Annotated in this window: 14 protein-coding genes; 4 read left to right on the top strand and 10 right to left on the bottom strand. The window is 53.0% G+C overall.

Going from position 1 to position 19,596, the window contains the following annotated elements:
- Positions 1–2 precede the first annotated feature (2 nt).
- Positions 3–1,193, bottom strand: a complete 1,191-nt coding sequence (locus ACODRW_RS16860; RefSeq protein WP_488906251.1) for a VRR-NUC domain-containing protein — start codon at positions 1,191–1,193, stop codon at positions 3–5.
- A complete protein-coding gene (locus ACODRW_RS16855; RefSeq protein WP_488906250.1) occupies positions 1,193–4,039 on the bottom strand; it encodes a type VI secretion system Vgr family protein in 2,847 nt (948 codons plus the stop codon). The genes ACODRW_RS16860 and ACODRW_RS16855 overlap by 1 nt, the downstream gene beginning before the upstream one ends.
- 349 nt (positions 4,040–4,388) lie before the next feature.
- On the opposite strand from ACODRW_RS16855, the gene ACODRW_RS16850 reads away from it, so the two are divergent.
- Positions 4,389–5,600 (top strand): PAAR domain-containing protein, encoded by a 1,212-nt coding sequence (locus tag ACODRW_RS16850; protein ID WP_488906249.1) that lies wholly within the window; start codon positions 4,389–4,391, stop codon positions 5,598–5,600.
- Positions 5,601–5,620: 20 nt separating this feature from the next.
- Entirely contained in the window at positions 5,621–6,022 is a 402-nt protein-coding gene (locus tag ACODRW_RS16845; protein WP_488906248.1) for a hypothetical protein, read from the top strand.
- 56 nt (positions 6,023–6,078) lie between these two features.
- On the opposite strand, the gene ACODRW_RS16840 is transcribed toward ACODRW_RS16845, so the two are convergent.
- From ACODRW_RS16840 to ACODRW_RS16830, 3 genes are read right to left on the bottom strand one after another with little or no spacing between them, the layout of a single operon-like run.
- The gene (locus ACODRW_RS16840; protein ID WP_488906247.1) at positions 6,079–6,825 is read right to left on the bottom strand and encodes a hypothetical protein; all 747 of its coding nucleotides are present in this window, start codon (positions 6,823–6,825) and stop codon (positions 6,079–6,081) included.
- A gap of 49 nt (positions 6,826–6,874) precedes the next feature.
- Entirely contained in the window at positions 6,875–7,927 is a 1,053-nt protein-coding gene (locus ACODRW_RS16835) for an HNH endonuclease (RefSeq protein ID WP_488906246.1), read from the bottom strand.
- Positions 7,924–8,331, bottom strand: a complete 408-nt coding sequence (locus ACODRW_RS16830; protein WP_488906245.1) for an HIT family protein — start codon at positions 8,329–8,331, stop codon at positions 7,924–7,926. Before ACODRW_RS16830 ends, ACODRW_RS16835 begins: the two co-directional genes overlap by 4 nt.
- Positions 8,332–8,970: 639 nt before the next feature.
- Between ACODRW_RS16830 and ACODRW_RS16825 the strand changes: the two genes are divergently transcribed.
- Together ACODRW_RS16825 and ACODRW_RS16820 are read left to right on the top strand one after the other, a co-directional pair.
- Positions 8,971–10,947: an ATP-binding protein gene (locus ACODRW_RS16825; RefSeq protein ID WP_488906244.1), complete on the top strand. Its 1,977-nt coding sequence runs from the start codon at positions 8,971–8,973 to the stop codon at positions 10,945–10,947.
- On the top strand, positions 10,940–12,148 hold the full coding sequence (locus tag ACODRW_RS16820) for a PP_RS20740 family protein (protein WP_488906243.1): 1,209 nt from the start codon (positions 10,940–10,942) through the stop codon (positions 12,146–12,148). Before ACODRW_RS16825 ends, ACODRW_RS16820 begins: the two co-directional genes overlap by 8 nt.
- 1 nt (position 12,149) lies before the next feature.
- On the opposite strand, the gene ACODRW_RS16815 is transcribed toward ACODRW_RS16820, so the two are convergent.
- The 5 genes from ACODRW_RS16815 to ACODRW_RS16795 form a co-directional block, all read right to left on the bottom strand.
- A complete protein-coding gene (locus tag ACODRW_RS16815) occupies positions 12,150–13,175 on the bottom strand; it encodes a DNA cytosine methyltransferase (protein ID WP_488906265.1) in 1,026 nt (341 codons plus the stop codon).
- 182 nt (positions 13,176–13,357) lie between these two features.
- Positions 13,358–15,334 (bottom strand): helix-turn-helix domain-containing protein, encoded by a 1,977-nt coding sequence (locus tag ACODRW_RS16810; protein ID WP_488906242.1) that lies wholly within the window; start codon positions 15,332–15,334, stop codon positions 13,358–13,360.
- Positions 15,327–16,373, bottom strand: a complete 1,047-nt coding sequence (locus ACODRW_RS16805; RefSeq protein ID WP_488906241.1) for a TniB family NTP-binding protein — start codon at positions 16,371–16,373, stop codon at positions 15,327–15,329. The genes ACODRW_RS16810 and ACODRW_RS16805 overlap by 8 nt, the downstream gene beginning before the upstream one ends.
- Positions 16,373–18,337 carry a Mu transposase C-terminal domain-containing protein gene (locus ACODRW_RS16800; RefSeq protein WP_488906240.1) on the bottom strand — a complete coding sequence of 655 codons (1,965 nt, stop codon included), beginning with the start codon at positions 18,335–18,337 and terminating at the stop codon, positions 16,373–16,375. The genes ACODRW_RS16805 and ACODRW_RS16800 overlap by 1 nt, the downstream gene beginning before the upstream one ends.
- Positions 18,318–18,890, bottom strand: a complete 573-nt coding sequence (locus ACODRW_RS16795) for a TnsA endonuclease N-terminal domain-containing protein (protein ID WP_488906239.1) — start codon at positions 18,888–18,890, stop codon at positions 18,318–18,320. Before ACODRW_RS16795 ends, ACODRW_RS16800 begins: the two co-directional genes overlap by 20 nt.
- Between the last annotated feature and the right edge of the window lie 706 nt (positions 18,891–19,596).

The raw sequence follows: 19,596 nt of genomic DNA, 5'->3' as shown, positions 1-19,596 counted from the left end.
ACTCATGCCATCAGTGGTGTATCGTTGCTTGAAACCGTGGCGCCTCCCAGTATGGCGACGCAGGCAATAAAGGCCGCGACCAACTCGGCAGGCAATGCCATCACCATCAAGGCAACGGCCGCCACCACCAACACGATGCCCACCACAACCTTGCCGACATTAAGCAGAATCTGCCCCCACTGAATCTGGCTAATCTCATTCCAGGCAATGTCGCAATAACGCTCAATTTTGGCCCACGCGGCTTTCAACTGCTCCTCGGTCCAGCGGACCAGCGCTTTCCCCTGCGCATTGACCCAAGTCCAAGTTTTTTTGGACTTATCCCGGACCCAGCGACCTGACTCTAACAGCCAAGCAGCCTCTTTTTCCAGCCAGGCTTGGGTATCTTCAGCCAAGCCCTGCATGCCTTTCTTCGCATCCGACCATACTTCGGCAACTCCACGCTGCAACTGCGTGCCCCAATCCTGGAGGTAACCTGGAGTCTTTACCGGAACCGGGCTGTAGATCGGCGCGGGTACTCGTTGGGTTTGCGATTTGGGCTTGGCCTGCGGTTGCGGGCTGAAGACCGGCACCTTTTTGGGCTCGGGGACTTTTTTCTTCCTTTTATCGATCACATCCAACACTGTGAAGCGGCTACGCTCACCTGCGATGCTGATGTAGGCATCAAGCTGGTCTCGAGTAAGCGTATCCCCCGGAAATTTCACCTCCGCCACCCGAGCCAAATTGTCCCCATGCGGTACGCCGTCATGGTCGGGGGCTGCGCGCCCCGGCCAACGAGTTTCCTTGTCCTTCACAATCACCAGGTCCGGCCGTCGTAAATAGCCCTTCGACAAACCTTTGGGGAAGGGGGTAATAGTGTGTCGCCGGTTTGGTCCGTCTTCTCGGCGACTTGGACTCAGAAAGGGCGTTGGGGGGTTGCGGGTCATATCGAAGTTGACTTCCGCCTTATAGAACCACTTGTAATCGTGGCTGTTTTCATCCAGACGAATCAGGATCGACATGGTGATTTGCCGCATATTGAGCTGGTAGGTGCGGCCGGTCTTTTTACTGGTCGCCCCTACGGACTTGGGCGACAGAATCGCCACGTCGGCCTTCTCGGTCAGGTAGGGCTTATTGCCTGGGTGAGGCAGCATTGCATACTCGGGGCGCTCTTCCACGATGGTCATCGTGCCGCCGGCGGGTTGATAGTTGGCCATCAAGCATTCTCTCCATTGTCGTCTTTCAATTGCAGCCCGCGTTCCGCCTGACCGGTGCCGTAGCCATACAAGGTGTACTCCTGCTCGACGGGAGGCTTGGGCGCCTCAAGCTTGACCGGCTGGGAACTTGGAGTGAAGGCAGTGCTGGTTCTGCCCTCCCAGTCGGTGTAACCCGGAATCACACGGCCATTCGGCAGCTTGAGCCGGTAAGCCTTGTCCACCAGCGGCTCGCCCGTCTTTTCATCCTGCAGGATATAGCTACGTTGGTAGCCTTTTGGCATGGCCGGCATGGGCATGGAGACGCTGGCCGGCCCGCTCAATACATGACTGCTGCCCTTGATGCTGACCGTGCCCGGGCAGTGCACTTCGATATCCCCGCCTTTGAGGCGGATATAGCCGCCGCCGCTGGTCAGCAGAATCTCGTCCTTAGCCGCAATGGTGATGCGTTCCTTGCAGGAGGTGATGGTGACGTCCTTGTCCGCCGTCAGCTCAATGCTGTCGCTTTGCGCCTGCAACTGAATCTTGCCCTTGGCGGCTATCCACTTCATCGCCACCTGATCCGCCACGCCGGCCACGAACAGGCTGATGTGCTTGCCGACGTTATGAATCCAGCGCCGGCCGCTGCTCTGATTGGTGTCGCGCTGCGCCACCAGGTTGAGATGGGTTTCCGCGGCCAGGGTCTGGCTTTGCCCGGACAGGCTGGCAATGCCGGCCGGCGCGGACAGCACCAGCAAGGCTTGCTGGCCGGCCTGTTCTTTCGCGGTTTTACCGTCTGGATCGGTATTGCTGCCGGCCTCCCAGGCCTCCAGCGCCTGCAACTGGTGCAGCACATGGCCGTGTTCCTGTTTGCCGCTGCTGGCGTTGTCGTCGCCAATGCCGTCCGGCCCGGTTTCCATGGTGTCGGCCTGCTGCGTGGCGGCGGTTTCGGCCAGCGCCTGACTCAAGGCCACCGCCGCTTGTAGCTGGCTGTTGGCCTGCTCCCGCGCCAGCTGCTTGCCCGCGCCTCCGCCTTGCGCCTCAGTGGACAGCAACAGACCGTGGGCGGCGCGGATGGCGCCGTGCTGGTCCGTCCGCAGCTCAAACCCGTCGCCGCGCGGCTGGGCCTGGCCGTTGCTGCGCGGGTGGGTGAGGAAGCCTTGGTTGAGCTGAGTCTTGCCCACCTCGCTGGACAGCTTGGCGCGTACTTCGCCGGGGGTGTCGTCAAACAGCAGCTCGTTATAGCCGCCGCCCTGATGCTCTTTCGATTTGATGCCGGACAGCGTCTTATTGGCCGGCAGGCTGCCGGCGCCGCTGAAGTCCGGCGCGGGATGGCTGCCGTTGTAGACCACGGCCTTGACCACCGGGCGATCCATATCGCCTTCGATAAAGTCCACCAGCACTTCCTGGCCGATGCGCGGCAGAAACTGATGACCCCAGCCGGCGCCGGCGGACGGCATCGCCACCCGCACCCAGCAGGAGGATTTGTCGTCCATGCCCGCGCCGATGCCGGGATGCTCTTCCGGACGCTGCCAATGGAACTGAATCTTGATGCGGCCGTGCTCGTCGGTATGCACTTCTCCGGGGCTCTCCGTCCCCGCATCGCCGCTGGCCGGTCCCACCACGGTGGCGGTTTGCACGCCCAGGCTGGTGGGCCTGGCGTGAGCGGTGCCGGCATAAGCCGGCGTCAGCGGAATGCCGCGGCGCTGGGCCTGGATGGCGGCGCTGAACGGCGCAGCGTCGGCCTTCGCGCCCAAGTGCTGCGCCAGATCCCGCGGCAGATTGTTGCGTGCCTGGAAACGCTGGCCGGTGACAACAAACTGGCGTTTCTCCTCCGCGTCGTCCTCATGTGCAGGGTGGTCGTCCAGGCGGAACCACTCACCCGGCAACAGACCGCGCACCGCGCCGCTGCCGCTGAAGGTCTTGGCCTGCAAATCGTTGGCCTGCTGCCGCAGCACGGCATAGCGGCCCAGCTGCTCCTCATCCCCGGCGTAATACAGGCCCGGCGCATCGTAATGGCCCAGGCTGCTTTGCAAGGCCTGACCAAACTGGCCCTGCTCCACCCGGCTGGCTTCCCGGCCTTGCTGGGTGAGCACCGGCTTGTAATCGTAACTGGCCAGCGCGCTGGCGCCGGGCACAATCTGGCGCGCAGCTTCCCAGCCCGTCAGCCCGTCCTCTTCCTCGGTGGCGTCGCTGCGGTGGAAGCGCACCCGCTGCAGCGGGGAGGCCGGCAAGGCGTGGGCATCGTCAAAGATGGCAAGCTCCACCCGCGGCCCGTCCGCCTCCAGGTGGCGGAAACGCCAGGCGTAACCCTCTTCATGCAACAGGCGGACGATGAAATCGTAATCACTCTCGCGGTACTGCAGCACATAGCTGCGCGGCGCGGCCGGCTTGAGCTGCAAGACCAGCGTTTGCACGCGGGCGAAGATGGGGTTGGCTTGCTGATGTTCACTGAGGATTTGTTTGACGATGTCCGGCACGGACAGGTCTTGGAATACCCGGGAAGTCCTGCGGTGGCGCAGCAAGGCGAACGGCGCTTCCACGACCAGTTGATAGCGGGCAAAGCCGCCGTCCAACCCCACCAGCCGAGCCTGGCTGACCACGCCGCAACGGATCGCCTCGCCCCCCTCCGCGTCCTGGATGCCAATGCGGGCCGGCTGGCCCAACAGCATCTTCAGCGGGATATTGCCGTCCGGGGACAAGCAGGTCAGCGTATAGCGATAAGGCTGGGAAATCCCCTCCTCACCCTCCAGGCTGAGCGGCAGCAGCTGTTCCGTGGCGAACTGCCCCTCCCCAAGCTGCAAGGTCAACATCCGGTTGTCTTGGCCAAAGGCGGAAGCAAAGCTGGCCAACAGTGCATTCAGGTCCATCGGCATTCCAAACGAAAACACCGCCAAGCGGCGGTATGACATTGAAAATAAGCCTGAAATTTTATGAAGTTAGGACGACAGTCACAAGCCGGCGTGGTCTGGGAATGCGTTCTCTTGGACTAAAGGACAGGTGTAGGTGTTGGGGGAGTGCAAGGTAGTTGAGTGAAGTTGGGGTGGATCGTGGCGGGGTGGCCGCATTGGCTATGGGTTTGCCTGCGGAGCGATGTGTATGTGGAGATTGGACCTGTGGCGTTACTTGACTCGTGGCAGACCACACTGACTTGTCGCACTCACCATGATGGCAACATAGTCTAGCTATTTCTTATTGCTTGTTTAGAGGGGGACCACCATGACCCTACGCGCCATCATCCGGGAAGGAGATACCACCTCGCACGGCGGCACAGTGCTAGGATATTTTTCAACTCTGTTTGTTTATGGCAAATACGCCTCCGGCGTCGGCCACCAGGGTTATTGCCCCAAATGTAAGAAAGAATTCCTTATCCTGCCTGGCCCCCGCACTTTCAACTACCTTGGCCACGATGTGGCGGTGGAAGGCATGCAAACCTCATGCGGCGCCACTCTGATCGCCTCACAATTCAAGTTCACCCTTGGCACCCAACCAGGCCCGGTTAAATATTTGCCAGGCCCACTAAGCACCTTGATTCAGGCCCAAGCAGCCCACGCGGCTTGCTACGCACAAATTCGCTTTCTTACTGCGGATGGCCAGCCTGTGGCCAATACCACCTACAAGCTAACACTGGCAGACGGTTCAACGGAGGCAGGCAAAACCGATGCAGATGGCCATACCCAGCGCATTGCAACAGATTACGAAGTCGCCATCACCGTTGCCGAATTTTATCCAGACTGGTTTTATGGCTGTGAGTGCCAGGCAGAGCGTCTGGCAAGCCACGGAGGCCGCTCACCCTCACCCACGATGAAAGTCACACTCACCAAACTGCATACCAAAGAACAAAGTTCAGACTCACCTCCCATCCAACACACCTTGCCACAGGCAAGCAGCACCCGAGACCTGACCCCTGGCGAGATTGCAATGGCGCAAATCCTATTCAAAGATGCGATTGATTACAGCAAAGTCAAAATTCATCGTGGCGGCTTGTTTGGCCAACCCAACCGCTCCCAAAATGCCATGACGCCAAGAGGCGAAATCCACTTCCCGGACCAATACTTCAAAGCGGATTACTCCGCAGAGGATGCCCCTACCCTCATGTGGTTCATTCACGAAATGGTTCATGTCTGGCAATACCAATTGGGGTACAACCTGATCTGGAATGGCTTCAAAATCGGCTTGAAAGGTGGTTATGATGCCAACGCAAAAGCCTACTATTACGACCTAAAAGGTGCGGACGCCGGCAAGCAGTTGCATCAGTTCAACATGGAGCAACAAGGCCAACTGATTGCCAACTATTTCGGTGCGACTGAACAGGGAATGGGAAAATACCAAGAAGAACTTCAGGAGTTGAGAAGGGTATTGAAAGACTTTTTGGTCCAACCCAAAGACCCTACGCTGCTACCGTACACCACGGAGTTCACCAAGCCATGAAACCTACTCTATGGAGTGGCATGCTGCTGGCCACGAGCATCAGCACCACCCAAGCCACCAGTCCCCGGCCTTACGACTTTGACGCTCAAGCGTTGATCGTCAACAACGCCCCCTGCTTCTATATCACCAGCCCGAAAACAGATCGTCCTTATGCTGGCACCGAGATATTGGTGTACGAAAAGCAAGCAGGAAGGCTAAACAAGATATGGCAAGTTTGGCTCAAAGGCCGTACCCGACCCGCCTCACCGGAAAGCTGTGTTCCATATGGAGAGGCCAGCACAAACCCAGCCCCTCTACGCCTGAACCAGCTGTACCATGTGGTGATAGATGCGGGGTTTCCACAAGTGATGGAGTTTTGCCTGAATAACAGTAAGGGCCATCTTATTTTAACTAAAAACACTAACAAGCCTTGCGCTCAATAGCGGAGAAAACATCAGTACAAACCATCTACCAGACAAAGTAAGGAGAGATCTGTTTTTCAAATCATACGAACCAAAAAAGCTATCCCAAAAATGACCACAAAAACACCAAGGGCGACAAAAACCCCTTTCCACCCCAGAATGAATGCCATGCGAACTTGATTTGACAATCCTGCCTTCCCCTCCAACTTGCCCAGCTCTGCCAACCGGTTTGATACTTTCCAAACAATAACACACTCGAGAAGGGATCCTTTTGCGCTCCAAATCGTCAAAAAAACTCCAGTCAAAGTGGCCAATATAACCACGAGCACAAGAAAGCCATGCTGAGCCCCCACTTCAATTCCAAATAATGACCCATAAAAAACGATCAGAAAACACATAAAAATCGCAAATATGGCATGAAAGACTTCCACCAAACCAATCTGAACCCTATACCTACCCTCTGAAGCTTTTTCCACAAAGTAAAACAGATGTTTCAAATCTGAACATCGCATTGAAACCATTGAAAAGATATCCAAAAGTTCTTCTCGATCTTTCTTCCTGACCTCCAGTCCTGTCATTCTAAAAAAAGCTTCCTGCCGCTTTCTTTCCTCATTGAGAATATCGAGCATCCTATCCCCAACAATCATTGAATCAACAATATCTAAATCTTCATTTTTACTGCTTCGCCCTTCTGACTTTGCTCTGTAATACAGCCCCTGAATCTTTTCAAAAACAATAAGCAAAGCCCATATACCACCAAAAAGGGGCACAGCCCAACTTAGAGATACCGGCAAAATTTTTGCCAATTGCAACAACTCTGTCATGCAATGCCCTCCAAGCTAAATTGAATCAACAATTCAAACATATTCAACACTAAAACAAACTTAAATAGGCGTGCTCAATTTGCTCGGCATCACCCCCCCAGTGCCAAACAAATGCCTGAGCCTGCACTCCTCCACGGTACGCCCACTCCGCCACGCTAAGCGAACACCCTTGGTCTGAGACAAAGCCCAACTGTGCTAATAGCGCACCCTGCTCATCACCATGCCTAGAGAGATGCGCCAGCCAACGTTCCAAATGTGGCTTGGCCGCCAACATGTCTCGCTTGCTACGGTTGCATACCGCATGCGCCAACACAAAGTTATGCGCGGTGTCCCGCGGATAACGAGACCAGGGGATGAAGTGATCCACCTGCGCCTTGCCCTTGATGGGCTGCTGGCAATAGAAACAGCGCTGCTGCTGCAAAGGGCCCAACACCAGGGCCACCTCGCTAAGGTCCGCGCGAGCGGAGCCGAACATGAAGGTTTCCAGATCGTCCCGCATCCCCAGAATCACCCGGTTCAGCTTATTACTACGCACATGCTCCAACCAACCGGCCTTGGCCAGCTGCTGCACCAGCTCTTGGTAACGACGCAGATTGAACGCCACTCCGGCATGCAATACCACCTGGTCGGGTGGGCATGGATAGGTATAAAGGAAAGGATCTAACTGGCCACCCAGCATCTGCAAATGCTTCAAGGGCATATCTCGTACCGTTTGGCAGATAGCCTTTAGGCAAGCCGGCCAAACCGACAAAGCCCGCACTTGCGACCACTGGCCATGGCTCAAGGCATGCAGTTGCCGCAAAGGCCGCATGATCGCCACCACCGAGCCCTTATTCTGATGCAACGTCTCGCCAACCGTGTCCACCAAGCCAGAGGAATACGGCGGAACTTGCCGCCAATAAAGCTCGGCAAACTTCTCCCCTACCTTGGCCATTGGCAGACTCAAGGCCGCACCACTATCGTCTCCGTACTCCACCGCCAGCTCGGCCAGGCTCAACAGCAAGGCAAACTTGTACGTGGCGCTGAACTCACCCTCACTGAACAAACGCTGAAGCTTTAGGATGAAAGCGATTTGTTCCTGCGCGGAAGGCGCCGCCGTCATCGCGGCGACCAGTAGTCGGCTTTTTCAGGGATAACCCAACGCACCCCGCCACGCGGGTCCTCCCTGTCCCCAGCAAAACGTGGGATCAGGTGGATGTGCAAATGCGGCACCGTCTGCCCCGCCGCCGCGCCATCGTTGATACCAATATTGAACCCATCCGGCTTCAGTTCCGCCTGCAACTGCTGGCGAGCCTGGTCCAGCAGCACCATCAGCCCTTCCCGCTCTGCGGGCTCCAGTTCAAAAAAGGAAGCGATGTGCCGGCACGGGATGATCAGCGTGTGGCCAGGGGAAATGGGGAAGCCATCCCGGATCACCACACCGTGAATGTTGGCGAACAGGTGGCGGTCCGGAGACAGAGAGCAGAAGGGGCAAGTGGGCATGACAGTGCGAGAGGGCAGAATCATTCAGTAAGCTAGTGAAATTTACTGAATTATATACTCTTTCCCATGCAAATGAGGTAACCAAGATTCTGACCGATTACCTGACAAGTACCAGAGAAACCTACTATAGCAGCTCTTGTAGCTTCCAGATAATACGGGAAATAACTATAAACGACTGGTCGTTAGCCAAACGGTTTATAGAGCATACTCGGCCAGGGAATGACCCAGTATGCGATAAATAACTTCTAGACCAAGGCATAAATATTCGATTCTCGTAGTTTCCACGCTCTCGGTGCCAGCACGCCGCAAACATTTCCAAGCGAGTTCCAGAGACGCCACTACCGAATCATCATCAAATATAAAATTAGAAAACCCCTTACCTCAGCTAACCAGTGGCTTTAAAAATACATGTTTCCTTTGAACATAGCTGAAATATATAAATAAAAATTGATGAACAAGAAACAATAATGACGTAAAAATACAAATTTCATTTCCCAAGCATCGCAATTCAATTGAAATAGTCATGCATACAAACTTAGCTACTGGACAAATTTCACTTTCTCCAAATCACAAAAAAACAATTGCATGACATGGAAATAATTGTCATAATGAATGACGTCGTTGTAAAGTGCAATTTGTTTACATTACAGATAGGTGCTTAAAATGATTTTTTCAGATAAACCATTTCAAGATAGAGCCCTTGTTTTAGCAGACCGGATGAGGCAACTTAAGACAGGTGAGTCCATAACAGAAAAATTGCAAGTTGATGATCGTGTTATCGCTAGGGTAACTGATGGAATATATAGGGAACCATCATCAGCCCTAAGAGAACTCATTTCAAATGCTTACGATGCTGATGCAACTAAAGTCATCATCCACACAGATGCTCCCAGATTTGAACGCATTGTTATTCGCGACAATGGAAATGGCATGAGTAGAGAAACCCTTGCCGATATGGTCTGCCACATTGGAGGCAGTTCAAAAAGAACGGTAAAAGGGAAGCGGCTTGGTACTTCTAGTGTAGACGATACAACCCTTAGCCCTAAAGGTCGTCGTCTCATTGGGAAAATAGGAATTGGCTTATTTGCCATCTCTCAGTTAACTCAACATTTTCAAATTATCACAAAAAGAAAAGGCGATAATTTCAGAAGTTCAGCAGTAGTAGTTTTAAAAACTTACACCGAAGAACTTCTAGAACAGGCTACCGATGAAAGCATACAATTTGATCCAGGGGATGTAACTATAACCATAGAGCCTACAGCTGAGATTGAAGATCATGGAACAGAGATAATTCTTATGAACTTAAGACCATCTACACAAGATACCTTACGTAGTATGGATAGGTGGCGAGAGGTCGATGACAGTGCGCGTGCACAAATAGAAGAAAATAGCATAATTAAAATTACTCAACCAAATTTTCATATCGGTAGAATTGATGATCTTGATCAAGATATTTATTTAACCAAGCCAAAACTGCCTTGGGAGGAAAGCTCCTCTCCTAAGCAACGATTCAAGAATTTATATGACTCAGTGATAAATGAGTTAGGCAAAACTAACAAAGACCCGACTGTTGAAAACATATTAGATAACTATCTTAGGATGTTATGGGACATTGGATTAGCATCCCCAGTCCAGTACATCGAGGATAATCCATTAGAAATCACTTATGGCGCAGGCATTGAGTTTTATGAGATTTCAAACGAAAAACGAGGCCAAGTCTCAAAAATAGAATTGGCAAGCTCAGAAAATATTTCAGACAAAATAAAATTCAATAGCATTGTTAATAATAATTCCCCAGCTTTTTCTGTAGAAGTTGATGGGGTAGAGCTTTGCCATCCTATCACCTTCAACAAAGTTCTTCTTGGAGATAAGCGAAGATTCAAAAGTCCAATGGCATTTTACGGAAAATGTATATCGCCATTCCATCAAGTAGATGCAACTCTAGGAGGAGGCGCATTAGAATTCGAAGCCTACTTTTATTGGAATCAAAAAATAGTTCCAAAAGAAAACAATGGGATTTTAGTTAGAATTAACGGTGCAAGCGGCACACTTTTTGATGAAACATTTTTCGATTATCGAGTCTCAGAGTTAACTCGATTAAAACAACTTATGGCTGAAATTTTTGTCACTAAAGGCCTAGATCCAGCACTTAATATAGATCGCGAATCTTTTAATACCAGCCACCCCCACTACCAGTACATTAAAGACTGGGTTCATAAAGCCTTACGTCAAATAACCAACCGCTTAAAATCAATAAACAAAAATTACCTTGATATTGAAAAAAACACTTTACACCTAAGTAGAATCAGCTCTCTTGAACACCATACAAATTCAGTCTGGGAAAAAATCAGAGGCAACGATACTCCTCCACCAAAAATTATTTTATCTCCCCCCGCAGAAAGCTTATCCCTCGAATTAGTGAATGAAAGAATTGAGGGATCAATCATTATAGAAATTTCTCAGCCAGATAAAGGGAGCCGTACAATTAGCCAAGGGAGTACCTCTGAAAGAGAGGCCCAGTTAAAAGCTTTAACAAGCATTCTCGCCGCATATGGAGTCATAGAGAATCTTGAAGATCATATTGTAAAAGAGCTGGTTAATGACATATTCTCCATTTTCAAAGGGGAAAGCAATGAATAATCCTAGCCAAATCAAACAAAATGATGAAGATGCAAAAAATGATCTTGAGCAATTTCTTCCTAGAAGGCCAGGAACACCGCTGCCTCCCTCTGAACGAAAGTTTCGCCCTTGGCACAAGCCAAGAAAACAGTACATTAGAAAAAAGCAATGGCTTTATGAAATTGAAAGGCTTATTGAGTCAATTGACCTTCCAATTGATAACAAAGTTTTCCGTTACTTAACTTTGCCTAGCGAGGACATGATTGACATTAGAGTCCTTGGGGAGAGTTTAACCAGCCGCAATCTCAAACTAAAATATCTAGGCTATTTTAAAACAGATGATCAGTCCCTTGAAACCAGAATGAATATTGCTGAAAATGACATTAAAGGTAGCACATATATTCATGACTCTTCCATCGTAGTTCGAGAGCTACTAGAAGAAACAGCAGTTAAGGAAAGCATTGCATATAATGCACTGCGAGAACATGGCCCCTTCCATGCCATAAACATAGACCTTTGCAACCATTTCGCATTCCCACCCAAAAATGCTAAAACGTGTGTTGATGCAATCAATAGCATTGTAAATCTACAGGTTTCCAGGCATCAAAGTAGTTGGCTTCTATTTCTCACAACCCGTGTTGAGCCTGAGTGTGTAGACAGAAGGCACTTCGCTGCCTTTTTATCAGCCATTGTTGACAATATGAAGAAAAGCACTTTATTTAAGGACAGGCTATCATCAGTGCTCTCCACTCATGAAATCACTGAATCGCTTGAATTTGATGAAGCAAAGAAAATGCCAATTAGTGAATTTAAGGACTTTTTTTGTATTGGTTTTGGAAAGTGGCTTCTTAGCTTTCTTTCAACAGCAATACCACAAGTCAAAGTAGAAATGCTTCCCAGCTACTACTACTCTGTACATGCAAAAAAACCAGACATGCTATCGCTTGCGTACAAATTTTCTCTCAACACAACATTACCCACAGACAACTACAATCTCATAAGCAATCAAACAGAAAAAACTAATTTAAATCCAGCTAATGAGAGTGAAATTCAATCCGGCATTCAAATTATCCAAGAGACTTTAAGCCTGACAGACTTAGACACAAAACTTCTTATCGACAATGATGAAATGGAGAGAATGCGAGAGGATTCAAAAGTATACCTAAAGAAAGCTGGTTATGATATAGCTCGCTACAATGACTTTATTGCAGGTATCTCATAGATTAGAGCTGCACTATTTCATCCATAGTTGTCCCTCCAATATGACTAATAATCGAACGTGCAATCGCACAAGCCATTGGAGGAGGGACAGCTTCACTTACTTGTGTAATTTGAGACGAAAGAGAACCAACCAATTCATAACTTGGAGGAAATCCTTGAAGGAGCATTGCTTCAAATACACTAAGCCTCCGATGACATCCCGGATGAATATGAACCTCCCTATTTCCATACGCCACCGTAATACTAGGAGAATCCCAAGAAAGTATTTTAAAGCTTCTATTTGAACGATCACCCGGCTTAAGTGCACCTTCTATTTTAAATTTTTGAGACTTAGGTTGCATACACCAATGATTTTTATGATATGCGATATCCTCTGGAGTTAAATTTCTATTAAAATATGTTGGTTCCGGCAAATTTTTAAATGTATTTTTTAAATTGAGTTCATCAATATTAACTGTAGTTGGAGCAGGAGGCGTCCATTGTATGCTACCGAATAGCTCTTTATTCAACCCTACCAAAATTAATCGCTCCCTCGTTTGAGGAACTGAATAATTCACTGAGTTCAAGACGCTTTCTGACAAAACAAAATCTTTGCTTAATTTTTTCTTAAAATCATCAAATATTTTTTTATGTGACTCCTCCAAAATACCTGTCACATTTTCAAACGCAAAAAATGCCACCGGACTTCTCTGATTAAGCTCCAAAATTAAATTAGCATATACATTAGGTAACTCATGTCTTGGATCATCTTGTTTTTTAGATTTATTTGCTCTACTAAAGCTCTGACATGGCGGACCACCTATGATACCAAATGGAGCAAACTCCCCTTGATACAACTCATCCAATTTATTTAAATCAAGATTTCTAACATCAAAAACATGCCCATTTGCATCACCATTTAAAACCCGGTTATGATTGTATGACTTAATACTATCTTCTCGTAAATCAAATGCGAGAGCAACATTGAAGCCTGCTTGCTCAAACCCTAAATCTAGGCCACCAGCCCCACTAAACAAACTTAGTAACATATTCAACCTTTGAATCCTAGAAAATAGCTATTATTTCTATAACGAAACAAAATACCTAAATGGCTTTATAAAACTAAGAAACTAAAACCCGCCACTATGGCGGGTTTTAGTTTCTAAAATAAATACACATGCAATAGATGTCTGTAGGATCCTATCTTCATCTAGATGAGCCCCACGACAGATCAATGGGGTTCTAGACGAAAGTGGGACGGAGGCGGTACTGGCGTCCCATCTTCCTGGAAGATCCTCTCCCAGGCCTTTCGCCGCCGCTGCACCGTGTCCCGCCACTTGACCGGATCCCCCACCTGGTATCTTTCTATAAAGCGCTGAAGCGCATCCGTGCGAGTATATACCAGTTGGCGGCAGGCCTCGATGCTGGTGCCCCTGAGCGGGTGGATGTACTGGTGCTTGAGCATGTTCATCGCTTTTCTGGGCGAGCGACCAATCAGGTCTGCGATCTCGGTACCGAAGATGTACTGCCGCAGGAAGCGGTCGACATCTGCTTTGCGCACTCTGGAGCCTTGGTGCTTCTGGTTGCCCAGCTTGTGCGAGCGGATGTAATCGTTCTGCGTCAGCCAGTACGCCACCTGCTGCTTCACCCCCAGCACTTCGGCCAACTCCGGAATGGTGACCCAGTTGGCCCGATCCGTGGGAAGGCTGGCTCGCCACAGCTGCAAGGCCTTGCGCTTGAACACCCAGCGCGTGATCCCAGTCTTGCCGATGAGGGTGGCGCAGACGGCCAGCTTGCCTGCCTGGATCTCCTCAACCAACGACACGACTTCGTCGGCATTCCACTGCCAATAGTGCAGCACGTCGGCCAGCGAAGTTTCGTCTTCATCGAGAGAATAGACCCGCGGCAGCGCCTCGCCGAACTCGGCCAACTGATAGACCTCCGAGCTGGAAATGCACCATGGCAGCAAAGGCTGGTCGTTGACTCGGCGGGCGGAGGGGAACAGCAGCTTCAGGATCCGTCGCATCCGCACCTTGCCCAGACCCAGCACCTCCATGGCCTTGGTCATGGTGATTTCCCCCGCAAGTTGTTCCTCCACCTGGATCAGCCGGTCTTTGCGCACCATCAGGAAGCGGCGGCCTTTGCTGCTGATGGTTTCTTGCCCTTCCAGTTGCCCGGAACGGATCAGGTAGCGCAGCCGCGCCATGGAGATACCGAGTCGGTCGGCCGCCGCCTTGCCAGGAATCCACTGGATGTTCTCCAGGACCTCGATGGTGAACCGGCGATTCCGTCTGGCCACGCCGCCTTTCCAGCGCTGCGTCACCCATTGCTCGAAAGCTTCGCGAACCGGGTGGTAAACGCCATCGCGCAGTCCTCCGTCGTAAAGGTAACGATAAGCCTCCTGAAACACGGTGTTCAGGCTGATCTGCGGATCTCCGCTGGACGTTTGCAGGGCGTCGAGGGCTGCGTGGAATTTGTCGGGCCAGAAAACCAGCATCTCCGCCGCCAATGAGGTGATGGGCCAGGAGACTTCCAGTAAGCCCGCATTCATGATTTTGAGTGGTTTGAGCGTGGCGACGGGATCCAGATAAGTACCCAGGTAGCGGATTAGGCGCTGTACCTGCTCCAGGGTGAGCCCTTGGAAGGGATAGCCATGCGTTTGTGGAACCGCTTGCCGCAACAGCATCTGCTCCAGCGTTTCCGCCAGCAGGATGGCGGCCGCAGGCGCCTCCTCCGGGATCTCCCGACGTAGATCGGCGCCGCAATTGCAGCGGAGCAGGCTGTCTCGGTGCCAGGTCAGCGACTCGCCGCAACTGGAGCAATGGTCCACCAGCCAGGTGCCGTGCTTGGGGCAGGTGTCGAAATACAGCAGCTCCCAGCCGATCCGCCATCGGGCTTCCTCCGCCAGGCAGTACGGGCAGTACCGGGCGAAGCGTCGGTTCCAGATGCTGGGTTGATGCTGCTCCAACTGGGCCACGTGGCGAATATGGCTGTGCAGCTCCGGATAAAGCGGGTCAGGGGGAAGCAGCTGTTGCTGCCGCAAGGCCTCAGGGGTGAAGGCGATGCCAAGCTGCTCCAGGTCTCGCAGGCTCATGAAGTTTGCCTCGGCCAGCCGGAATAGATAGCCGATTGGCCCCTCGGTTCGCGTTGGGTGGGGACGGATCAGCAAGCTGGGGGCATCTTGCTGGGGAATGGTGCTGTCACGCATGGGTCACACCTCCTTTGCTTGGATGCAGGCCCAGCTTGATGGCTACCGGCGAGCCGACTGGGTCCTTACGGGTATGCGGGTAGAACACCTCGCCGGGGCGAGTGAGGGGACGCAGCGACGACTCGGGGTGGAAGGGATTCAGCGTGTCAGGCACGTCTTTCCAGATCCGCTCGCGAAAGCCGGCACCCAGCACATCCAGCGACAGCGTGTTGAGGCCGGCCAGGTTGGCGGCGCAGACCGCGCCCTCCAGCAGCTTGATGGTGTAGTCGAGCAGCCCGAAGCTGGCGGTGTGGATGCGCCGCGCCAGGTTGGCCTCATGCAAGGGAGTCTCGCAGCCCAGCGGCAGGCAGGGCGCGATGCCCTTGAGCAGCCCCCGGTATTCCAAGAAATCCGCCTCATCGTCGAGCTGGAACGGATCCATGGGGATGCACTGCGAGAAGCGGCGCGACAGCTGCTCGTTACTGCGGATCACCAGCTCGGCCGCCGGCAGCCCGCACGCCACCATGCCCACGCAGGTACTTTCCAGCAGGTTCTTCAGCCAATCGGTGACATCCCGGAAAGCTGTCACGCTGGGGGTATAGAACAGATGCTGGAACTCATCGATCAGCAGCATCTCCACGCCGCATTGCGGGAAGAAGTCGACTAGTCGGGTGGTTTTTTCGGGGGCAGTGCCGCGGTGCGACTTCCGGTCCCCCATGGCCTCCAGGATGGCGCCGGCGAGACTGCGCACCGTCGGCGACGACGGCACTCGCACGATGAGGACCGGAATCCGAGTGCGCTGCGTCTCAAAACTGCGTGGTGACTGTGCTTCATACGCCCGGAGGACGGTGCTTTTGCCGGCGCCGGAGGGGCCGATCAACAGCACGCCGCCGCCCACGCCATGCGCGCGGCGACGGTGATGCAGTTCGGCAATCTGGAACAGCGCGTGGCGAAAGCGTTGGTGGTAGATGGGTTCCAACTGCAGCTTGTAGCCCAGCACCTTGTCGGACGCGTAGCCGGCGTTCGGAGCGAACTGCCGCATCAAGTCGAGAGGATCCATCACGCGCCTCCCTTCTTGGCTGACACCGACAGCTCCGGCAGATCATCTTGCAATCCGTCAGGCAACGACTCCGGCAATTGAGTTTTGCGGGTTTTGACGGGTTTTCTGGCAGCGACCAGCGGATCCTGTTTTTCCAGCACCGCCTCGCTGTTGAGGTTGAACTGGCGCGCGCCGGACTTTCGATAGCCCATCTTCTTGTGCTGCAGCGCCGTCTGCGCTAGTTCCTGGATCTCGCGTTTCGCCTCCAGCAATTCAGGGGGGTTGCACAGCTCGCCGAAGCGTTTGCGGGCATGGGCGCGGATGGTGCGGTGCATTTCCCGAGGTAGACCCTCGGCGTATTCCATGTCCCGCGCCGGAACGCACAGATACGTCTTACTATCCGGATCCAGCACATGAATGTGGCCGACATCATCCTCATAGGTTTTGATCTCCACAGGGATGTTTTTGCCGAAGCGCCGGCGGATCAGTTGCACGTGGTGGTCGTTGTAATGCAGGCCCTCGAACTCAATGCCGTAGTGGAACAACGTCCGGCTTGCCGGAATGCCGGCGATCAGCTCCAACTGTTGCGGGTCGGTGGGCAGCGCAATCGGGGCCCGGTTGGCGGACTCTTGCCAACGATCCAATGGCCGGCCTTTGATGCCGCGGTGAGGCGTGACGTTGTAGACATCGACAATCCAGCGCACCAGTAAATGCGTCAGCGTGGCCATGTCCAGACAGGCCTGTTTTTCTGCCGGGTAGTCGCCGCGCTCCTGCGGATTAGAAAACGTGGTGCCTGGCAGGGTGTGGATAAGGTCCACGCTCATCGTCCGGATAAACCGTTCAATCGCGCCTTTTTGCCATGACACCTTGGATCCGCAAAACAGCATCACGATGCTCATCTCCAGGCAGGCCTGTTCAAAGCCGGTGCTGTGCAGGTCCGGGCCATTGTCGACGGCGACCAACTGCGGGATGCCGTAGGCCGGCCACGGGTGCTTGATATCGGTCCACTGACTGAGCAGCTCCTCCTTGGGCAGGATGGCCCGCCGCAGGCACTGCAGCAGCGAGTTGGCGGAAGGCGCGCCGATGCTGATATAGAAACCGACGATCATCCGGGAGTATTGGTCGATCGCCACCGTAATCCACGGCCTGCCCAATGCTAGCCCTGTCACGAGGTCGATGATGATGATATCCAGCGGGGTATGGTCGATCTCGATCCGTTCCAGGATGGCCTGGGTCTTCACACGGCCGATCGCGACGCGGTATTTCATGCGCACGGCCTCGGCGCCCTCGCGGGCTAGATCGACCAAGTCCTGCTGCAAATCCTCCAGCCAGCGATATACCGTGGTGCGGCCGGGGCATTTCATCTGCTCCTGCGCATACAGCGATTGATTGATGGCCTCGGTACGTGCCTTCATCCGCTGGTAGACCGCCAGCTTTGGGAGCTTGTTGTCGGTGAGATAAACCTCGGCAATGACCTGCTCGAACAGCTGATAGCCTGGTTTGGTCTGGTGGTTGGATTCTGGTCGGTTCCAGGGAATTAGTTTCAGAATCGAGCGGGTAGTCCGGTAACGCCGCCACCACTCCGATACGGTCGACGCGCAAGGCGGGTACTTATCGTTGATCTCGCCGGCCAGCTGATTGATGCGAGCCTCCCAGATCGACCTGTTGTACGGTGTGTGGTCGGGGTCAATGCCCTGCAGATAATGCAGGCGGCGCCTGGCAATGGCCTGAAGTTTGAGTGGATAGGTTGACAGGTCGCGCGGCGTCACGAGATAGATCGCCTCACCGAGGTTGGCCAATGACTCCTCGTCGATGATCCACTCCTGGGACTGCCAGCGTTGCAGAATGTCTGAGTTGGTTAGCGTCAGAACCTCTCCTTCGTCTGAGAGCAGTTGCAGCTTGCCGCTGGCTAGCCGGCGGTCCAGCTCCCAGCGAGTCTGTCCCTGGAGGAAGCCCAGGCCACGCTTAAAAGTAAATCGTTGCATGGCGCTCTCCCGTAGGTAGTTGAACGAGGGAAGCCGGCGCGAGGGGCTGTGTCAGGTCGACATAGAGCCGGGCTTGCGCGATCAGGGTGTTGGTGACGTCTGGACCGAAACGCTCCAGGCATTGCGCCAAGGGGAGGGATTCGGTCAGATAGAAGGCCGCAACCAGCTGGTTGCGGGTCGGGAGGGGGCTCGCGGGATGGTTGTAGCGATACAGCAGCTGTTTCAGATTGCTGAACAGCGGCTCCTGCCGGATTTCCTTATCGGTCAAAAGCCGATAATCCAGACCTTGCGCCAACAGCTGTTCGGCAATCTGGCGGTATTTCGCTTTGACCTGGGGGCGGGCCAGTTCGGATGCCGGCTTGAGCTCGACGAACAGCACGTGTTCGTCGTACAGAAGCACCCACAAATCTGGGAAGTGGACGCGCATGGCGGTCCCGTCCCAATACGGCAACTTTTCAGGTTGCGCTTTAAAAGCAACGACACCTGGTGATAGCTCCAGCAATAGCAGGGCATCGTGTTCCTGCAGCGATTCCCATGGGACCATCTGTTTCATCTTCTTGGAGGGAAAATAACCACGGATGTGCCGACCCCGACGGGTAACGACTAGTCGTACTCCTTGCATCGTTTTCTCCCGGCTACGCGGCAAGACCTCTCCCTGCGTAGCCACGCATCTGTTGGAAAGTTGCCAAAAAAGGGACGTGAAAATCCGCCGTTCAGTTGGAAACTGAACGTTTTTGGCCGAATACAGGGGGGAATGGCTTGACCGCTAAGATGCGCGAGACGATACTTTGATTGCTGAAGTCAAAAGATTCGTCTTTTGCATCAAAGGGGTAGCCGTCAGGTTACCCTTTTACATTTCTGACCCTCCTTCATGATGAGGTTCCGTGAGAGGTGCCCAGCAGGGCATTTATCTAAAGGCGGCTCTTTCTCAGCATGCTTCGTGCGGGCTCGGGGCTGTCGAACGCACGTCCCAGAGCCAAGCTGCAACATCGCACGTCAGCGCATATCTCCCCCTTCTTCCTGGCAAAGTGAAGATACGGACCTCTAGTTTTCCTTGACGTATTGCCCTGTCAAAACCTGCCCAGGTCTTAAAGCCCAAGGCTTGCCATAGCACTGCATCGCCCATCAAGGGCCCATAGGCATCCAGCAAGTTGCGCTGCAATTCGTCTAGGGAGGCAGAGGTAGTCATGGTCAGGTGGAATCAGATTGGACTAGGTATAAAGCAGTCATACCAAACTCTGTGGTAACGTGAAAGCGGC

This window comes from Chromobacterium sp. FG89, assembly GCF_057808735.1.
The sequence above is the reverse complement of the archived record's forward strand: the minus strand, read 5'-3'. Positions and strand labels throughout refer to the sequence as shown.

Bases quoted from the DNA above. Each gene is read 5' to 3' on its own strand.
- ACODRW_RS16835 (WP_488906246.1), bottom strand. From the start codon at position 7,927: ATGACGGCGGCGCCTTCCGCGCAGGAACAAATCGCTTTCATCCTAAAG.
- ACODRW_RS16800 (WP_488906240.1), bottom strand. From the start codon at position 18,337: ATGCAACGATTTACTTTTAAGCGTGGCCTGGGCTTCCTCCAGGGACAG.
- ACODRW_RS16825 (WP_488906244.1), top strand. From the start codon at position 8,971: ATGATTTTTTCAGATAAACCATTTCAAGATAGAGCCCTTGTTTTAGCA.
- ACODRW_RS16815 (WP_488906265.1), bottom strand. From the start codon at position 13,175: ATGTTACTAAGTTTGTTTAGTGGGGCTGGTGGCCTAGATTTAGGGTTT.
- ACODRW_RS16840 (WP_488906247.1), bottom strand. From the start codon at position 6,825: ATGACAGAGTTGTTGCAATTGGCAAAAATTTTGCCGGTATCTCTAAGT.
- ACODRW_RS16830 (WP_488906245.1), bottom strand. From the start codon at position 8,331: ATGATTCTGCCCTCTCGCACTGTCATGCCCACTTGCCCCTTCTGCTCT.
- ACODRW_RS16805 (WP_488906241.1), bottom strand. From the start codon at position 16,373: ATGGATCCTCTCGACTTGATGCGGCAGTTCGCTCCGAACGCCGGCTAC.
- ACODRW_RS16820 (WP_488906243.1), top strand. From the start codon at position 10,940: ATGAATAATCCTAGCCAAATCAAACAAAATGATGAAGATGCAAAAAAT.
- ACODRW_RS16810 (WP_488906242.1), bottom strand. From the start codon at position 15,334: ATGCGTGACAGCACCATTCCCCAGCAAGATGCCCCCAGCTTGCTGATC.
- ACODRW_RS16795 (WP_488906239.1), bottom strand. From the start codon at position 18,890: ATGAAACAGATGGTCCCATGGGAATCGCTGCAGGAACACGATGCCCTG.
- ACODRW_RS16860 (WP_488906251.1), bottom strand. From the start codon at position 1,193: ATGGCCAACTATCAACCCGCCGGCGGCACGATGACCATCGTGGAAGAG.
- ACODRW_RS16845 (WP_488906248.1), top strand. From the start codon at position 5,621: ATGCTGCTGGCCACGAGCATCAGCACCACCCAAGCCACCAGTCCCCGG.
- ACODRW_RS16855 (WP_488906250.1), bottom strand. From the start codon at position 4,039: ATGGACCTGAATGCACTGTTGGCCAGCTTTGCTTCCGCCTTTGGCCAA.
- ACODRW_RS16850 (WP_488906249.1), top strand. From the start codon at position 4,389: ATGACCCTACGCGCCATCATCCGGGAAGGAGATACCACCTCGCACGGC.